Origin of the sequence: Limosilactobacillus caecicola, assembly GCF_943192935.1 — a bacterium.
Classification (GTDB): domain Bacteria; phylum Bacillota; class Bacilli; order Lactobacillales; family Lactobacillaceae; genus Limosilactobacillus; species Limosilactobacillus caecicola.
Genome location: NZ_CALPCI010000001.1, coordinates 208368 through 225369, shown reverse-complemented (window position 1 = coordinate 225369; position 17002 = coordinate 208368). Strand labels below are relative to the sequence as shown.

General features: G+C 45.4%; 15 protein-coding genes. 12 read left to right on the top strand and 3 right to left on the bottom strand.

Annotated elements, in window-relative coordinates; all coding sequences use genetic code 11:
* Window positions 1-34 precede the first annotated feature (34 nt).
* The 7 genes from NFR43_RS01110 to NFR43_RS01080 all read left to right on the top strand — a co-directional run bounded on the left by NFR43_RS01110 (window position 35) and on the right by NFR43_RS01080 (window position 6698).
* Complete coding sequence (locus NFR43_RS01110) at window positions 35-2287, top strand: glycoside hydrolase family 65 protein (RefSeq protein WP_251545624.1); 2253 nt, start codon at window positions 35-37, stop codon at window positions 2285-2287.
* A gap of 18 nt (window positions 2288-2305) precedes the next feature.
* The gene (pgmB, locus tag NFR43_RS01105) at window positions 2306-2965 is read left to right on the top strand and encodes a beta-phosphoglucomutase (protein ID WP_251545616.1); all 660 of its coding nucleotides are present in this window, start codon (window positions 2306-2308) and stop codon (window positions 2963-2965) included.
* Between the two features lie 137 nt (window positions 2966-3102).
* Window positions 3103-3648 carry a PepSY domain-containing protein gene (locus tag NFR43_RS01100; RefSeq protein WP_251545614.1) on the top strand — a complete coding sequence of 182 codons (546 nt, stop codon included), beginning with the start codon at window positions 3103-3105 and terminating at the stop codon, window positions 3646-3648.
* Window positions 3649-3662: 14 nt separating this feature from the next.
* Window positions 3663-4490, top strand: a complete 828-nt coding sequence (locus tag NFR43_RS01095; RefSeq protein WP_251545612.1) for an exodeoxyribonuclease III — start codon at window positions 3663-3665, stop codon at window positions 4488-4490.
* A gap of 61 nt (window positions 4491-4551) precedes the next feature.
* On the top strand, window positions 4552-5073 hold the full coding sequence (locus tag NFR43_RS01090) for an HdeD family acid-resistance protein (protein ID WP_251545610.1): 522 nt from the start codon (window positions 4552-4554) through the stop codon (window positions 5071-5073).
* A gap of 121 nt (window positions 5074-5194) precedes the next feature.
* Entirely contained in the window at window positions 5195-5761 is a 567-nt protein-coding gene (locus NFR43_RS01085) for an alpha/beta fold hydrolase (RefSeq protein ID WP_251545608.1), read from the top strand.
* Window positions 5745-6698 (top strand): Mbeg1-like protein, encoded by a 954-nt coding sequence (locus NFR43_RS01080; protein WP_251545606.1) that lies wholly within the window; start codon window positions 5745-5747, stop codon window positions 6696-6698. Before NFR43_RS01085 ends, NFR43_RS01080 begins: the two co-directional genes overlap by 17 nt.
* Before the next feature lie 169 nt (window positions 6699-6867).
* Here the strand turns inward: NFR43_RS01080 and NFR43_RS01075 are convergent, their stop codons facing one another.
* On the bottom strand, window positions 6868-7773 hold the full coding sequence (locus NFR43_RS01075) for a serine hydrolase (protein ID WP_251545604.1): 906 nt from the start codon (window positions 7771-7773) through the stop codon (window positions 6868-6870).
* 199 nt (window positions 7774-7972) lie between these two features.
* Between NFR43_RS01075 and yjeM the strand changes: the two genes are divergently transcribed.
* Together yjeM and NFR43_RS01065 are read left to right on the top strand one after the other, a co-directional pair.
* The gene (yjeM, locus tag NFR43_RS01070) at window positions 7973-9466 is read left to right on the top strand and encodes a glutamate/gamma-aminobutyrate family transporter YjeM (protein WP_251545602.1); all 1494 of its coding nucleotides are present in this window, start codon (window positions 7973-7975) and stop codon (window positions 9464-9466) included.
* A 63-nt stretch (window positions 9467-9529) separates the two neighbouring features.
* A complete protein-coding gene (locus tag NFR43_RS01065; RefSeq protein WP_251545601.1) occupies window positions 9530-9712 on the top strand; it encodes a hypothetical protein in 183 nt (60 codons plus the stop codon).
* Here NFR43_RS01065 and NFR43_RS01060 read toward each other — a convergent pair.
* Complete coding sequence (locus NFR43_RS01060; RefSeq protein WP_251545599.1) at window positions 9672-10295, bottom strand: hypothetical protein; 624 nt, start codon at window positions 10293-10295, stop codon at window positions 9672-9674. The two genes, NFR43_RS01065 and NFR43_RS01060, sit on opposite strands and share 41 nt — an antisense overlap.
* 80 nt (window positions 10296-10375) lie before the next feature.
* The gene (locus tag NFR43_RS01055) at window positions 10376-11851 is read right to left on the bottom strand and encodes a sucrose-6-phosphate hydrolase (protein ID WP_251545597.1); all 1476 of its coding nucleotides are present in this window, start codon (window positions 11849-11851) and stop codon (window positions 10376-10378) included.
* Between the two features lie 150 nt (window positions 11852-12001).
* On the opposite strand from NFR43_RS01055, the gene NFR43_RS01050 reads away from it, so the two are divergent.
* The 3 genes from NFR43_RS01050 (at window position 12002) to NFR43_RS01040 (ending at window position 16994) form a co-directional block, all read left to right on the top strand.
* A complete protein-coding gene (locus NFR43_RS01050) occupies window positions 12002-13051 on the top strand; it encodes a zinc-dependent alcohol dehydrogenase family protein (RefSeq protein WP_251545595.1) in 1050 nt (349 codons plus the stop codon).
* A gap of 102 nt (window positions 13052-13153) precedes the next feature.
* Window positions 13154-15103, top strand: a complete 1950-nt coding sequence (locus NFR43_RS01045) for a sucrose-specific PTS transporter subunit IIBC (RefSeq protein WP_251545593.1) — start codon at window positions 13154-13156, stop codon at window positions 15101-15103.
* A 136-nt stretch (window positions 15104-15239) separates the two neighbouring features.
* A complete protein-coding gene (locus NFR43_RS01040) occupies window positions 15240-16994 on the top strand; it encodes a cell division protein (RefSeq protein WP_251545590.1) in 1755 nt (584 codons plus the stop codon).
* The last annotated feature ends 8 nt before the right edge of the window (window positions 16995-17002 follow it).

Genomic DNA, 17002 nt, shown 5'->3' with positions numbered 1-17002 from the left:
GTATTTGCTAACCCCTACTAGAAAGGATTTAACTATGAAACAAACATTTGAAATTGCTCCATGGCACGTTGCCACGAAAAAATGGGATCCTGAAGACAAGCGTCTTCAAGAATCAATGACGTCACTTGCCAACGAAAACCTCGGAATGCGGGGCTTCTTTGAAGAAGGTTACACCGGTGACCACATGCAAGGGGTTTACCTTGGTGGGGTTTGGTTCCCTGACAAGACCCGTGTTGGTTGGTGGAAGAACGGTTACCCAAAGTACTTTGGTAAGATGATCAACGCTGTTAACTTTATGAAATTAATCATCAAGGTCAACGGTGAACAACTGGACCTCAATCAGCAAACTCCGAAGGATTTTAAGTTAGACCTTGATATGAAGCGTGGGGTCTTAACCCGTGAATTCACGGTTGAAATTGGTGGTACAGAAATGTACTTTAACTTCGAACGATTCGTTTCTGCGGTCCAAAAGGAATTAGTTGGTCAACGCCTGCACATCAAAAACCGCGGTAACGGTGACGCGAAGGTTGAAATCACTAGCATGATTGATGCTGATGTTTACAATGAAGATGCTAACTACGATGAACAATTCTGGAATGTTTTAGGCAAGAGTGCAGATGGCGAACATGCTGAATTGACTTCTATGACGAAGAAGAATGACTTCGGCACTCCACAATTTATTGTTGGCATGAAGACGACCAGCAAGACGGACTTAGACCACACTGGTGATGGCACTGACGACAAGGACGCTTATAACACCTTTGCGGGAACGGTTGCTGCTGGTAAGGAAATTAACTTTGAAAAGCGTTCCGTAGTAGTTACTTCCCGGGACTTTGATTCTCAAGATGCCATTGAAAAGCACCTGGACGAATTAACTGACAAATTAGATGCGAAGAGTTTTGATGACCTGTTAGATCCGCACGTTCACGAATGGGCCGATCGGTGGATCAAGTCGGATGTCGAAATTGACGGTGATGAAGGAGCCCAACAAGGGATTCGTTTCAACCTCTTCCAACTCTTCTCAACGTACTACGGTAACGATTACCGTCTCAACATCAGTCCAAAAGGCTTCACTGGCGAAAAATACGGTGGTGCGACATACTGGGACACTGAAGCATACTGTATCCCAGTTTACCTGGGGGTTGCTAACCCAGAAATTGCCCGGAACCTGCTGATGTACCGGTACAAGCAATTAGATGGGGCGTTTGTTAACGCCAAGGAACAAGGACTCAAGGGTGCATTGTTCCCAATGGTAACCTTCAACGGGATTGAATGTCACAACGAATGGGAAATTACTTTTGAAGAAATTCACCGGAATGGTGATATTGCTTATGCCATCTACCTATACACTAAGTACACTGGTGACAAGTCTTACGTCCTCAACGAAGGGGCAGAAGTCTTAACTGAAATTTCTCGCTTCTGGGCTGACCGGGTTCACTACTCACAACGGCAAAACAAGTACATGCTTCACGGTGTCACTGGTCCTGATGAATACGACAACAACGTCAATAACGACTGGTACACCAACCTCCTTTGTCGGTGGACGTTACAATACACGCTGGAAATCTTGGACGAAGTTGACGACAAGGTTGCCAAGAAACTGAATGTTTCTGAAGACGAAAAGCGTCGTTGGAAGGGGATTGCTGACAACATGTACTTGCCATATGACAAGCAAAAGGATATCTTCCCAGAAAACGACGGCTTCTTGGATAAGGACCTCAAGCCAGTTTCTGAAATCCCATCTGACCAATTACCATTGAACCAAAACTGGTCATGGGACAAGATCTTGCGGTCACCATACGTTAAGCAAGGTGACGTTATCCAAGGCCTTTGGGACTTCATCGATGACTTTACGAAAGATGAAAAGAAGAAGAACTTCGACTTCTATGAACAATTTACGGTTCATGAATCTAGTCTCTCCGCTTCAGTCTACTCGATCCTGGCTGCTGATATTGGTTACGAAGACAAGGCTGTTGAATTATACGAACGTTCTGCACGGTTAGACTTAGACAACTACAACAACGACACTGCTGATGGCCTCCACATTACCTCGATGACGGGGAGTTGGTTAGACATCGTGCAAGGCTTTGCCGGTATGCGGGTTCGTGATAACGAATTGCATTACGCACCATTCTTGCCAAAGAAGTGGGATTCATACCAATTCCGCCAAATGTTCCGTGGTCGGATTTTGAAGGTGAAGGTTGATAAGCACGGTACTAAGATTGACTTGGTATCTGGTGACCCAATCACCATTGATCTTGATGGCAAGAAGTTGGAATTGAAATAAGTCGAGGAGGCAATGATGATGAATTTTGCTGATATTAAAGGCTTTGCATTTGACATGGACGGGGTAATCGCTGATACCGCCCGTTTCCACGGCCAAGCGTGGCACCAATTAGCTGATAAAGTTGGCACCACGTGGACCCCAGAATTGGCTGATGCCTTAAAAGGGGTTAGCCGGATGGACTCCCTTGAATTAATCCTCAAGGCTGGTGGTCACGAAAATGACTATACCCAAGCTGAAAAGGAAGCCCTCGCTGCTGAAAAGAATGACAATTACATTAAGTTGGTTGAAACTTTGACGCCTGCTGACATTTTGCCTGGTATGAAGGCATTTCTGGATGAATTAAAAGCCAACGGCTACCATTTGGTTTTAGCTTCTGCTTCGAAAAACGCACCGAAAGTTTTGCAATATCTGCAATTAACCGACTATTTTGAAGGAATTGTGGATCCTGCTAAACTCACCAAGGGAAAGCCAGATCCAGAAATCTATGTTGAAGCTGCTAAGACAATGAACTTACCAGCTAACCAGGTGGCCGGGGTTGAAGATGCCCAAGCGGGAATTCAATCCATTAACGGTGCCGGTGAGCTATCCATTGGGATTGGTAGTAGCTTACAAGACGCAGATGTGAAATTTGCTGATACGAGCGAAGTTTCATTGGACGCCATTAAAGCACAATTGTAATCTGTAATCTGATTCACTCATCATTCAAATCACTGTAAAACAGGCTAACGTTGGTTAGTCTGTTTTATTTATTTTCGGGTAAACGGTATAATAAAAGAGATGTAAGCTAAGCTAAAGAAAGTGAGTAGAAAGTTCAAATGAAGATTAAAAAGCGGACGTTAACGTTGGCAGCAGTTAGTTTAATGATTGGAAGCATCGGCAGTGGCGTCCTATTGACTAACACTACCAGCCCAGTTATCCAGGCCAGTGCGTCACAAATTAAAATGGATGAACAGGCCGCAGTCAAGAAATTCCAAAAGCGTTATGCGAATGCCCAAGTTACTAGTCTGACCTTAGAAAAGAAATTTGGCCAATATCGGTACGAAATTGAGGGTTACGACCAGTCTAAGGAACGGTCAATGGATATCAATGCGAAGACCGGAAAAGTGATTAAGACCAGTAGTGATCGTCTCGAAAGTGACGACCAAAACCAACGTTTGGACTTTAGTAAGTTAATTAATCGCAAGAAAGCGAACCAGGTGGCAACTAAAGCAGTCAAGGGAAGCAAAGGTATTGAATGGACATTGGATCATGAGAATGGCCAAGCAGTGTGGGAAGTAGTTGTTCAAAAAGGCCGCCACGAGACTGAAGTTGTCATCAATGCCCAAAACGGTAAGGTTTTACATACTGAACAGGATGACTAAACGGAGACAAAATCATGAAATTTATTTCTTGGAACATTGATTCAATTAATGCGGCTTTGACGGGAACGTCAACCCGGGCCGGAGAAACCCGGGAAGTATTACACCAAATTGCGGCGCTGCAACCGGACATGGTTGCCATTCAAGAGACTAAGCTTTCAAAAAATGGGCCGACTAAAAAGCATCTGGCTGCTTTGAACGAAATTTTTCCTGATTATGAAGTGGTGTGGCGCAGCTCGGTCGAACCGGCGCGGAAGGGTTATGCAGGAACGATGTATTTATACAAGGCCGCCTATCACCCGACGGTTAGCTATCCAGAAATTGGTGCACCGGAACCGATGGACCAGGAAGGCCGCATGATTACCCTCGAATTTCCAGAGTTTTATGTCACGGAAGTCTATACGCCCAATTCTGGTTCCGGATTAAAACGGCTGGCGGAACGGCAAGCCTGGGATGACCAATACCGGCAATATTTACACCGGTTGGACCAGACCAAACCAGTCATTGCCAGTGGTGACTTTAATGTTGCCCATGAGCCGATCGACCTTGCCCATCCCGAAAATAACCACCATTCGGCTGGTTACACGGATGAAGAGCGGGAACACTTTACTAAACTTCTCCAGGCTGGATTTACGGATACTTTCCGCCACCTGCATCCAGAAAAAACGGGGGCTTACTCTTGGTGGGCCCAACGGGTCATTACTAGTAAACAGAATAACTCAGGCTGGAGAATTGACTACTGGTTAGTAAGTAACCGGCTGGCCGACGCCGTTACAAATTCCTCAATGATTGATACCGGTCAACGGCGTGATCACGCCCCGATCGAATTAGACATCGATTTGTAAATTTGTTAAACTAGACCCGCACTTATTTATAAATGATGTTTGAAAGAAAGGAAGTTAGAGAATGAGTAACGTGAAAAAACGTTTTGATTGGGCGGCCTTTATTTTAGGGGTCCTCTTTGTTGTTTTAGGTTTCGTGGCAATGTACCATATGGATACGACCTTAAAATTTGTTTCAATCTTGTTTGGGATTGGGGCCATTTTAAAGGGAATCTACGAAATTTGGTTGCGGCAAACCGTTGATAGCCTTTTGAACCATAAGTCCGTTTGGTTGTTGGTAATGGCTATTTTAGACATCATCCTGGGATTAATTTTCCTGTTTTTCCATGGCGTTGGTGTCTTGACGATTGCCTACCTGTTTGCCTTCTGGTTCATTATTGATAGTATTGGTCAATTACAAGTTGCCAACTTTTACCGTCAATTTGGTAAGGGTTACTACTGGTTATTAATCATTTTGAACATCTTAGGAATTGTCCTAGGAGTGGTCCTGTTATTTAACCCAGTTCTTTCTGCTGTAACTTTGGTTTGGCTGATTTCTGCTTTCTTAATTTTGATTGGGATTACTGCCATTGTGGCAGCATTCTAAATCGCGTTATGTGCAAATCGGGGACGTGACGTTGAAGTCATTTGTGACTTTGGCGCCACGCCCTTTTCGTTTGTTTGAACGTGGTAAAATTAAACATAAAGAATTCAAAAGGGGAATGTGTATGGGAACCGTCATTGTTTTACCAGCTTTTAACCATGATTCATCAATGTGGCAACAAGTTTCGCCAGGCCACCGTGATTTGCAAATCATTGATTATCACCAGTTTGAGCTGCCAGAATATACGTTTGAATACCTAGTTCAAGCGGTCGTGGAAGTCGTTAAGCAAGCGCCACAACCAGTGATTCTAGCTGGGGAAGACTTTGGTGCCTTGGTTGCGTTACGGGCGTCAGTGGACTTGCTGGGCCGCCTCGACCGGCTACTATTAGTCAGACCACATTACCAGGCAACGAATTCCCTTTTGCGGACCGGGGTGTTTGGTTCGCGACCAATTGACAACGTACAGTATAAGACACTAAAGAAATCGCTCGTGAACGTGGATTTGACTAAGAAACTGATGCATATTCAGGGTGCAACTTTCATCTTTACTGGAGACCAGGACCGCAAAAATAAGCAGGTAGCTCTGGATTTGAAGAATCGGTTACTTGATGGTCATCTCACGATCGTACCGAAAATGGGGAAAGAATTAAATACTGAGGGAGTCCGGATGTTGAATGAAAATCTCCGTTAAGCCACGACTAACTAACCGGCAGCTGACGGATTACCAACGGGTAGCAGTTGCTAAGTTGGAGTACCAAACTTTATTGGTGGGTGACCGGGTTCAAATCAGTGATCAGTTCTTTGGTACAGTCCAAGAACACATCACCACTACTGATGGTTTGCAAGTTTTTATTATTCGTAACCGACTTCATCGTGAATATACCCTGTTATTCAAAGGATCGTCGGGGATTTCGAATGGGACTCCAGAAACTTGGAATAATGAATGGTTCGCGACTAACTTTCCGGTGGGGTGGTCATTATTCACTCATCAAATCACTGTTCCGGGCCAGCTAAGAACCGCTGCGCGGTATTTAAACCGACTTCTTAAACAGGAACCAAATGCGCAATTTTACCTTTATGGTCACTCACTTGGGGCGATGAATATTCAATATGCACTGAGTCATTGCCACCACATTGGGCAGGTTAAGCGTGCTGATATTTACGAAGGGCCAAACCTATTTTGGCTATTGAATCGTCGGGAGCGGCACCACGTGCGAAAGTTTAAACATAAGGTGCACAATTACGTTGATGTTTATGACCCGGTGACGGTCGGGTATGTCGACGGACGGCACTTAGTTGGTAAATTGCATTACTTAGTTAGCAAACGGTTACCACCGATTCCCCAACACATGTGGGGTGGGTACCAATTTACTTCTACTGGACAGTTAAGGGAACGACCGTTAGACCAACCATTTTTGCAGCGGGCTGAGGTGGATCAACGCTGGCGAGCGAGTGGTCGTCAATTATATCAGACTCACCGTCAGCTCACTAGGCGACAACGAGAACAACTTGCCGTCATTAAGGAATTGCTAGACAAGCAAAGGGGAATGATCACCACTAAACTGGCGTGGTCACAAGGTTTACCGAAGTTTGGCGATTCGGCCTGGCTAAAATTATTATCAAAATAGGGATCGTTACAGAAGTCGTTTCCGACTTCGTATTAACGCCCCCGTCGACGCGTAGCTAGTCCCCTTGCGGGAAAGCAACAATAGGGCTCCAGCATTCGGTTTTACCGGATGTTGGAGCCCATTGTTGTACTGCGCTGTTCGTGTTACAGCTATCTTTCAGGGATTATGTTTAATTATCAAGGACTTTTTTGGTGGAACGAGCGAGCTTTTCAATCAATTTTTCACCGGAATTCATGGTGGAATTATCATCGGTATAAACAGCAATGGTGTAGTTATTATTATTGCTACCCTTAATATAGCCAATACTATTGACGATCCATTTGGTGGAATCATCCTGGTTGAGCCAGCCATTTTTTATGGCAAAGTCATTACTGCCGGCTGAGATTCCCCAATTTTGATCGCTTTCGACGTTGGACATCAGTGATTTAATGTAGCTTTGTTCTGAGCTGGTTAATTTATTAGAACTCATAAAAATGTTGTTGAGTAATTTCACCTGGTCCGCTGGGGTGGTGGTTGTCATTCCCCAGGCTGATTCTGCATGAGTATTCGTCATTTGAAATTGGTTGAAGGTATCCTGCAGGCCATCAGTTCCACCGAGGTAATTATCAATCAGGGCAGTAGTAGAGTCATTATCGGAATTTTCAATCATGGCCTTAGCATAGTCGCGCCCCTCAGAGTCTAAATCCCCATCGTTTTTCAAAAGCACCCCCGCCAGGACGGAAACCTTAACGGTACTTGCCATATGGTATTTGTGGCCAGGCGTTGTATTGTAGGTGTAGGTGTCACCAGTTTTAGTGGAGTAGACGGCAATCGAGACGTTGCTATCGGAATCAGCTAAATCTGCTTTCCAAGCCTTCTTTAACCGGCTACTGATACTACTGGACTTAAAGAGGTTCAGGACGGTTTTAGTCGGGTTGCTCGATTTGTTTTGAGTGAGGGGGTTGTGATTTTGGTAAATCAAACCAACGTTTAAAAGGAGGGCCATCACAATAAATGCGATGCTTACACCCCACGCTTTTTTGCGGTTACTGCGCTTTTTTGCTGCTCTTAACTCACGCCGTGATGGTTCACGCAATGCTAGTCCCCTCCTCACTATAAACTGCACAATATAAAATCTTATCATATTATCAATCCAGATGTGTGAATTTAATATGAATATTGGGTTACAAAAAGCCAAGTTTAGGAAATAAAATCAAAAATTTGAAATAATATGCACATGAATGGGCGAATTGTTGTATAATTATGAGGATTATTCAAAGAAAGAAGTTTTTGATATGGATAAAAAAACCACCCAAATTGGTTTGAGTGCGTTAGTTTTGATGATTTTTTCATCTATCTTTGGTTTTAGTAATTCACTAACCGCCTTTTACCAAATGGGGTACGCCAGCATTATTTGGTACATCGTGACGGCGGTACTCTTTTTCTTACCATCGGCGTTAATGTTTGCTGAATATGGTGCGTCATTTAAAGCTGCTAAAGGGGGGATTTTTTCCTGGTTGCGGGGGTCAGTTAGTGAAAAAACGGCCTTCATCGGGACCTTTATTTGGCTAGCAGCGTGGGTTGTTTGGTTAGTGTCCTCAACGCAATACTTTCTGGTGTCAGTTTCCACAATGATTTCGGGAACTGATAAGACCCAGAGTTGGCACCTTTTCGGGTTGCCAGCCAACGAAACCCTGGGATTACTAGAAATCATTTTTATGATCATTGTTACCTGGATTGCTTCTCGTGGGATTAACAAAATTGCCAAAATTGCCTCTGTCTGTGGGGTTGCTACTCTGGGAATTTCGGTGGTCTTCATTCTGGCAAGTCTTCTCCTTTGGGCATTGAACCATGGTCAACTGGCGGAACCAGTCACAGTGATGAGTTTGGTGAAATCGCCTAACCATGCCTTCGTGAGTCCAATTGCGGTTATTTCCTTCATTGTTTATGCATTGTTTGCATACGGTGGTTTGGAAACAATGGCGGGAGTGATCGATTCAGTGCACAAACCGGAAAAGACCTTCCCACGGGCTTTGATCATCGCTATGATCATCATGACATTAATTTATATTTTAGCCATTTTCCTGTGTGGGGTCAGTGCCAACTGGCAAAAGGTACTTGGCCGGAGTAACGTTAACTTAGCCAATGTGGAATACGTGTTGATTAATAACATGGGGCTTACCGTTGGTGCTCGGCTTGGCATGAGCCATTCTGGTGCAGTCATGTTGGGACGGATTTTCTCCCAAATTACTGCTTTGAGTGACGTCTTAGGTGGCTTGGGGGCTGCCTTCGTTATGGTCTATTCACCAATTAAATCCTTCATTGAAGGTTGCGACTCCCGGTTATTACCAAAGCGGTTAACCAAGATGAACGATGTGAATATGCCATCATTTGCCATGTGGTGCCAAGCCATCTTGGTAAGTGCGATTATCCTCTTCATCTCCTTTGGTGGGGATGCTGCCAACCAGTTCTACACCATTTTGACGGATATGATGAACGTTTCTTCGTCTGCTCCGTACCTGTTCTTGGTAGGGGCCTTCCCATTCTTTAAGATGAAAGCGGACCTTGATCGACCATTTATCTTCTACAAGAGTATGACGTCGACGTGGATTGTTTCCATCGTGGTGTGGTTAGTCGTTGCGATCGGGATTGTCTTCACCTGTGTCGAACCAATTCTCGAAGGCCAATATTCAACAGCATTCTGGACAGCCTTTGGGCCCGTTTTCTTTGGCATTATTGCTTGGGCCTTATACACATACGCAGAACACAAAAATGTTTTGGCAGATTAACTAAAAACAGCGGCCGGGGAATGCAGATTCCATGGTCGCTATTTGATTTCAAGGGTGATTTAAATGAACTGGTCAAAAATTAAAGTAAGTTTGCGGCGAAACCTCTTTGCACTGTTAGACTTATTTGCGCAGGAAAGTGATTTTGTCAATGGCGATCGTCGTAAGGCCATTCACGAGGCCAATCAACGTCGTCAACAAGCCAAGGCTAAATCAGTAAAAGATTCTTCAACTCATTCGGGGTCTTAGTACGTGGGTTATCATCCCAAACGTCATCCTCCAGGTATTGGTCGGCAACGTCCCAATAATAATCTAACAGGTGTTCACCACTTTCGGACAGAAAGACTTGGTTGGTGGTATGCTTAATCACCAGTAACTGGTGTTGCCATAAAAATTCTAGTTGCTGGGTTGCGCCATTTTTCGTGAGTAACGGTTGCTGATTTTCCCAAAAGAGGTCATCATGACGATGGAGTGGAGAGTCTTCGAACTGCCCCCATTTTTCGACCAACGAAAGGCCGGCAAAGTGGTCATAGGTCAGCCGAAGGCCCTGACTACGGCGACTGAGGATCTGTCGCACTGCCGGAATCAAGGCATGATCATGAGGGAAAGCACGTAAGTTGAATGAATACAAATCAGGATTTTTTTCCTGATGATCATGAAAGGAAAACCGTAATTGGAAGAGAAAATTTTCTAATAACACATCAACATAGACACTTTCACTCGATTTTGATTGGTGAAAGCAAACAACTTGATAATCATCACTTGGCAAAGCGCGATTGATGACGAAGTGAATTGCGGATTGCCAGTTAGCTTGATCGACCGGTGTTGTCATAATTGGCTCCTCCATTTAAAAGGCTGTTTTTTTTATTGTAAATAATCCACGACCAGAAAACTAGCTGGCCGTGGATTTTCTTAAATATTTTTAAGTTGGTACAGGGTTCCGGTAGCGTTGACGGAATGATTGAAACTCATTTGCTGATTAGCTTGGTCGGTAAAGTAACGTAGTGTGAGGACGTGGGCACCATCGTTGACGAAAATTTCGGCAAGTGAATGGTCTAAGAAGATTCGTAATTTCAAATCTGCATGGCCAGGCAGTTTGATGGACCGGGTCGTGCCGAACTTTTCATCCATGCCTTGGCTGACTGTAGTACGGTCAACCGTTAAAGTTCCTTTAGTCGTATCAAATTGCACTTGTAAGCTCGTTTGGAGATCGTCACTCGCTGCCAGATGGAGGATGCCCGCTTGATCGTTAGTGATGGTCATCTCTAACTCACATTGCTGACCAGCCCGCTGGGCAATCACTTGGGTCTCATCGCTGAAGACGGTGGCGCCTTTTTCGTCGCGTAATTTTTTCATGGCGGGAACCGGTTGTTGGTAAAGGTGGCCATCTTTCAAGTGGAGCGCTTTGACTTGGCTCAAGCAGTTGGCCCACGTCTGGTTGTCAGTCGGGTAGCTAGTGTCAGGCAAGCCAACCCAGCTAATGGCGTAGGCAGTACCGTCAGGGGCGTTAAAGGCCTGGGTTGCGTAGACATCGAAGCCATCGTCAAGGTTAACGGGGACTTGAGAACTGCCTTCAAGCCGTGCATTAGCAAAGTCAAAGTGTTCGCCGGTGACGTACGTGTTCGGATAAATATTCGCGTAGTCAGTAATTTTCTTTTCTAACCCTTGCGGACAGAAGATGATGACTGGTTGATCATCCACGGTGATCAAGTTTGGGCATTCAATCATGTAGCCCATTGGGTAGGGAGTGAAGTCGACAAGACCGCCATCGTGCCAACCACTGGTTAGGTCATCGCTCGTCCAAAGGGCCAAGTGGCCTTCTTCCGTTTTGGCATCTTGGGCGCCCAGGAGTGCATAGTATTTACCGTTGTGCTCCAGGAGTTGGGGATCGCGGAAGTGTTCGCTGATGTAATTCGGGTTACGAAAAAGTGGTTGTTCAAGTTTGGTAACTTGATTTTTCTGATCCATCCACGCTCCTAATTGATAAGGCGTCCGGTTCCAGTTAGCGTCACGGTGGTTGCCAGTATACATGAGAAAGAGCCGGTCACCAATTTGCTTTGCTGATCCGGAATAAGCACCATGACTATCATATTCATTATCGGGAGTTAGTGCTAAACCACGGGAATGCCAATGAACGAGGTCGGTTGATTGCATATGCATCCACGACTTCAAGCCATGAGTCGCCCCGAAGGGAAACGATTGATAGAAGACGTGCCAAGCGTGATTGAAATATGAGAATCCGTTGGGGTCGTTTAGAAGGCCAGATTCCGGACGGATATGGTAACGAAGTTGTTCTGGTGAATTGTCCGCAGCGGCCTGGAGTTCTAGTAATTCTAATGCAGAATGTTGGTCATAAGGTAAGTAACGTTGTTCACGAGTCCATTCCATAAATTAAATCTCCTTTTGGAAGCGCTATAGTTACGTTGATTTTAAAATATCGCTTGCGGGGTGTCAAACGTGTAACAAATTGATTTGCGCAGTTCTTCACAAAAAGGACTACAATGAGGAGGAAAACTAGATAAAGGAGTCAACCAAAAAATGAGTGAAATGCCAAAAGTAATGCGCGCCTGGGAAGTAACTAAGCCGGGACCCATTGACCAGTCACCGTGTCCATTGCAACTGGTTGAAAAACCAGTACCGACACCACAGGTGGGTGAGGTCTTGGTCAAGATTCTGGCTTGCGGGGTCTGCCATACTGATTTACACGTTACTGAAGGCGACTTACCTGTTCACCGTGAACGCGTCACCCCTGGTCACGAAATTGTCGGACGGGTGGTCCAGCAAGGGCCGGGGACGCAACGTTTTCAACTGGGTGAAAAAATTGGAATTCCCTGGTTCCGTCATGCCTGCGGCGTCTGTCGCTTTTGTCGGTCAGGCCGGGAGAACCTCTGTCCCCATTCTACGTACACTGGATGGGATCATGATGGTGGTTATGCCGAGTATGTCACCGTTCCGGAAGGTTTTGCTTACCGGTTAGCTGATGATGCGGATCCAATGACGACAGCCCCATTGCTTTGTGCCGGCATTATCGGGTATCGGGCTTATTTGAGAGCGAAAGTTCCTGCTGGCGGGACACTGGGGCTTTACGGTTTTGGGGGTTCTGCCCATTTGACTGCTCAATTAGCGATCCAGCAAGGAATCGAAGTACACGTCTTTACGCGGGGCCAGGACGCCCAAAAATTTGCCCTGAAATTAGGCTGTGCTTCTGCGCAGGGGGCGTATGATAAGTCACCGGTGCTGTTGGATTCAGCAATCATGTTCTCACCAGCAGGAGCAATGGTTCCTAACGCACTGGCCAACCTAGTTCCTGGTGGAACACTGGCGCTGGCGGGGATCCATTTGAGTGATGTACCGAGTTTAAACTATCAGCAACACCTGTTCCACGAAAAGGAAGTTACGAGTGTCGAAAGCAATACCCGACGGGATGGAGAAGAGTTTCTGACGCTTGCTCATCGTTTACGCATTCAGCCGACAATTACCTCCTACCCATTTGAAAAGGCCGATGAGGCGTTGAAACGGGTTGCCAAAGGGAATTTAGATGGTGCTTGTGTCTTGAAAATTAGTGATGATCATATCGCCAAAAAATAAATTGATAAACGCTTGACATTTCCTCTGGATATAGTACCATTAGAGTCGGAAAAGCGCTTACAATTTTAGCGAAAATATAAATTAAGATGGGAAGTCATGCTTATGGATCACAAACAAGTTGCGACCAACGTCATTAATGCCGTCGGTAAAGACAATTTAGTTGCCGCTGCCCACTGTGCAACGCGACTGCGGTTAGTTTTGAAAGATGATTCTGCGGTTGACCAACAGGCATTGGACAATAATGCTGATGTCAAGGGAACGTTTAAAACGAACGGTCAGTACCAAGTTATTATTGGTCCTGGGGACGTTAATAACGTTTACGACGAATTCATCAAGCAAACGGGGCTGAAGGAAGTTTCCACCGACGATTTGAAACAGATTGCGGCGAAGAACCAAAAATTCAACCCAATCATGGCCTTTATCAAGCTTCTGTCTGATATTTTTGTTCCAATTATTCCAGCATTGGTTGCTGGTGGTTTGTTAATGGCCTTAGATAACGTGTTGACGGCGAAGGGACTCTTTGGTGCACAATCAGTTATTCAAATGTGGCCGGCCCTCAAGGGTGTTGAAGGTATGGTGAACGTCATGTCTGGGGCACCATACGTTTTCTTACCAATCCTGGTCGGGATTTCCGGTGCCAAACGGTTTGGGGCTAACCAGTACTTAGGTGCCTTTGTCGGGATGATGATGACGGCGCCAGCGTTAGCCGATGGTGGTCATTGGAATTTATTTGGGCTCACTGTTCATATTCAATCTTACACAAGCCAAGTTATTCCAGCGTTAGCTGCTGTTTGGCTATTATCAATTTTTGAAAAGTGGTTACACAAGAAGTTACCATCAGCGGTTGACTTTACCTTTACACCACTGCTTTCAGTTCTGTTAACTGGTTTCTTAACCTTTATCGTGGTTGGTCCGGTCATGAAGGAATTATCTGACCTGATTACGAACGGAATTGTTTGGTTGTATGACACGCTAGGCTTTGTCGGAACTGGGATTTTCGGTGCTCTGTACTCACCGATTGTCTTGACGGGGCTGCACCAAAGTTTCCCGGCAATCGAAACGCAATTAGTCACGGCCTTCAAGGCTGGTAAGGGTTCTGGAGATTTCATCTTTATTGTTGCTTCAATGGCCAACGTTGCCCAAGGGGCGGCTACCACTGCGGTTTACTTCTTAACGCGTAATAAGAAAATGAAGGCCCTCTCCAGTTCTTCAGCAATTTCGGCATTACTGGGAATTACCGAACCAGCCATCTTTGGGGTCAACTTGAAGTTGAAGTTCCCATTCTTCTGTGCATTAGTTGGTTCTTGTATTGCTTCGACAATTGCCGGATTGCTGCATGTTGTTGCCGCTTCAATGGGTTCTGCCGGTTTCATTGGTTTCCTCTCCGTTTACGCTAAATCAATTCCGGCTTACTTACTCTGTGAAATTATCTCTTTTGTGATTGCATTCTTAGTCACTTTCTTCTACGGCAAGATGCATGATGACATCGTTAATCCTGAAACGGTAAGTGATGTCGCCGCTGATGGAGCGTCTGTCGCCGCTACTGCTGCCGCTCCAGTTCACCATGCTGCTGCGCCAGCTGATGAGGCTGCAAAGACGGAGACGATCGTTAGCCCAGTTTCTGGTAAAGCCGAAGATCTTTCCCAAGTTAACGATGAGGTCTTCTCCCAAAAGATGATGGGTGATGGTGCTGCCGTTGTTCCAAGTGATGGTACGATCTATGCACCAGTTGATGGGACCATCACGGTGGCCTATGCAACTAAGCATGCGTACGGTTTGACCTCTGATGATGGTGCTGAAGTGTTGATTCACGTTGGCCTAGATACCGTGAACTTGAAAGGTGAGCACTTTACTAGTGCGGTTGAACAAGGTCAAAAAGTTAAAAAGGGTGACCAACTAGGGACGATTGATCTCGACGCTGTCAAGACGGCCGGTTACGATACGACCGTGATGGTGGTGGTTACCAACACGACTAATTACTCGAAAGTTGCACGGGTGGCCGATGGTGACATCCAGCACGGTGACGATTTGATCAATGTGGTTGGCAAATAAAGTGAAGCAAAGCGATTGGCAGTTTTGCCAATCGCTTTTTTGACGGTAAAACCGTAAATCATCCCGTATTCCATCGGAAATGTATTATAATTAAAACGTTTGATTATAAATTAGAGATGGAGAAAACATTATTAACATGGGACCTCAGAGTGAAAAAAAAGGTTGGCGTACCCTTGGACCATACTTTGTCATTTTTTTAGCGTGTTTTGTCATTGTTGCACCACAAGTGATTGAGCACTCAATGATCCTTGGCTCTGATTCAATCTTTCACTTCAACCGGTTTTATGATGCTGCCAAGCAAATTCAGAATCGCAACCTGAGCTTTTTCCAAACCAACTATGGTTATCAACAAAGTGGCCGGGTCATTAACGCAATTTATGGGCCGCTATTTGCTTACCTCAATGGCGCGGTTCTGGGAATGGTGGGTACTTGGTACCGGTACGAAGTGCTGAGTGCGCTAGTCATCTATTGGATTGCCGGAGTTGGGATGTACCAATTAGCTAAACGGCTAGGGGCCCGACCAACGATGGGGACGCTCCTGGCGATCATCTACATGAACATCGGCTGGCTTCCCCGCTGGGAAACCGCCCAAAATATGAATGCATGGGGAGCAGCGCTCGCTCCATTTCTCTGTATTTGCGCGGCCCGGATGATTCAAGATCGTCAACAACCAGTTAACCGGTGGCAATTACTGGCCATTATGACCGTTATCATTCAGATTCATATGCTGAGTTCATTGTTCTTTGCAGTGACGCTCGTGCCCTTTTTTATCTTCGGGTTGCGGTCAGCGGCTGACCCGAAAAAAATGTGGAAAGCGACTATTCAAGCGGCACTGGGGACAATTGTTTTAACCGCCAATGTGTGGGGTGCTTTGTTGGCAATGGAAATGTCAAACGACATTGCTAAGCCAGCCCCGTTTAAATTGACGAATAATGTTTTGATTGCTTCGTTTAGTAAGGGAAGTCGGGATTACATTCTAGTTGGTGTCCTCGTCCTTTTGTTAGCGCAAATTATTTACGTCATCCTTCATTGGTGGCAATCACGGGTGAACACGATCATTACGGCCGTGGGAGCGGTCTTCCTGTGGTTAAGTAGTCCCTTTTTTCCTTGGGGATTTTTACAAAAAGCTTTTCCAACTTTGGAGCGGATTCTCCAATTTCCGGACCGTTTGACGGTCCTGGCCTTTCCACTTCTTTTTGCGGGAGTGGCAGTGACCAGTCGAGAACTAGTGCTTCAGCACTCACTTCGCCAGCGCCATTGGCGGAAAATTGGGATGCTAGTTATGACATTACTGGCCGTTTGGGCCCAGCTAGCGAACATGATGGATATTTATCAAACTAGCCAGAGCTACCATACTGACAAGGTAATTGTTCATCAGGGGGGCGTTTCCAAACATAGTCCCCATGATCACTTGATTCGAATCTCAGTTCACTCGCTTCACCCTGGCCAATTGTTGCAATTGGTTGAAAAACGGAGCCCTGACTACCTCCCGGTTACCAGTAAAAACTTGAGTAAGAAGTACGTGCGTTCTTACGCTTATGAAAACCAGATTATCGAACACGTCAATGAATTTCAACATACCGTATTGCCAGGCGGAAAACTGCAACTAACTTGGCACTCTAATCGTGCCGGTGAAATTCGGTTGCCAATTGTTACCTACCGACAATCGCGGTTAACGGTGAACGGCAAAGTAGTTAAACATTACCGCCGGTCCAGCATTGGTGCTCCATTTATCCACCAACGGAAGGGGTACAATCGAGTCACTTTGCAGTTTGTTCAACCATGGTGGCTGACGCTTTTGATTATAATTTCTTTATTAGGAATCGTGGGAGTTTTAATTTTTGGTGTGATTAAGTTGCTGCTTTACGTCCAGCAGTGGTACAAATCATGATATAATAC

Excerpts from the sequence above, each read along its gene's own strand:
- NFR43_RS01110 (WP_251545624.1), top strand. The coding sequence starts at position 35 with ATGAAACAAACATTTGAAATTGCTCCATGGCACGTTGCCACGAAAAAA.
- pgmB (WP_251545616.1), top strand. The coding sequence starts at position 2,306 with ATGAATTTTGCTGATATTAAAGGCTTTGCATTTGACATGGACGGGGTA.
- NFR43_RS01100 (WP_251545614.1), top strand. The coding sequence starts at position 3,103 with ATGAAGATTAAAAAGCGGACGTTAACGTTGGCAGCAGTTAGTTTAATG.
- NFR43_RS01095 (WP_251545612.1), top strand. The coding sequence starts at position 3,663 with ATGAAATTTATTTCTTGGAACATTGATTCAATTAATGCGGCTTTGACG.
- NFR43_RS01090 (WP_251545610.1), top strand. The coding sequence starts at position 4,552 with ATGAGTAACGTGAAAAAACGTTTTGATTGGGCGGCCTTTATTTTAGGG.
- NFR43_RS01085 (WP_251545608.1), top strand. The coding sequence starts at position 5,195 with ATGGGAACCGTCATTGTTTTACCAGCTTTTAACCATGATTCATCAATG.
- NFR43_RS01080 (WP_251545606.1), top strand. The coding sequence starts at position 5,745 with ATGAAAATCTCCGTTAAGCCACGACTAACTAACCGGCAGCTGACGGAT.
- yjeM (WP_251545602.1), top strand. The coding sequence starts at position 7,973 with ATGGATAAAAAAACCACCCAAATTGGTTTGAGTGCGTTAGTTTTGATG.
- NFR43_RS01065 (WP_251545601.1), top strand. The coding sequence starts at position 9,530 with ATGAACTGGTCAAAAATTAAAGTAAGTTTGCGGCGAAACCTCTTTGCA.
- NFR43_RS01060 (WP_251545599.1), bottom strand. The coding sequence starts at position 10,295 with ATGACAACACCGGTCGATCAAGCTAACTGGCAATCCGCAATTCACTTC.
- NFR43_RS01055 (WP_251545597.1), bottom strand. The coding sequence starts at position 11,851 with ATGGAATGGACTCGTGAACAACGTTACTTACCTTATGACCAACATTCT.
- NFR43_RS01050 (WP_251545595.1), top strand. The coding sequence starts at position 12,002 with ATGAGTGAAATGCCAAAAGTAATGCGCGCCTGGGAAGTAACTAAGCCG.
- NFR43_RS01045 (WP_251545593.1), top strand. The coding sequence starts at position 13,154 with ATGGATCACAAACAAGTTGCGACCAACGTCATTAATGCCGTCGGTAAA.
- NFR43_RS01040 (WP_251545590.1), top strand. The coding sequence starts at position 15,240 with ATGGGACCTCAGAGTGAAAAAAAAGGTTGGCGTACCCTTGGACCATAC.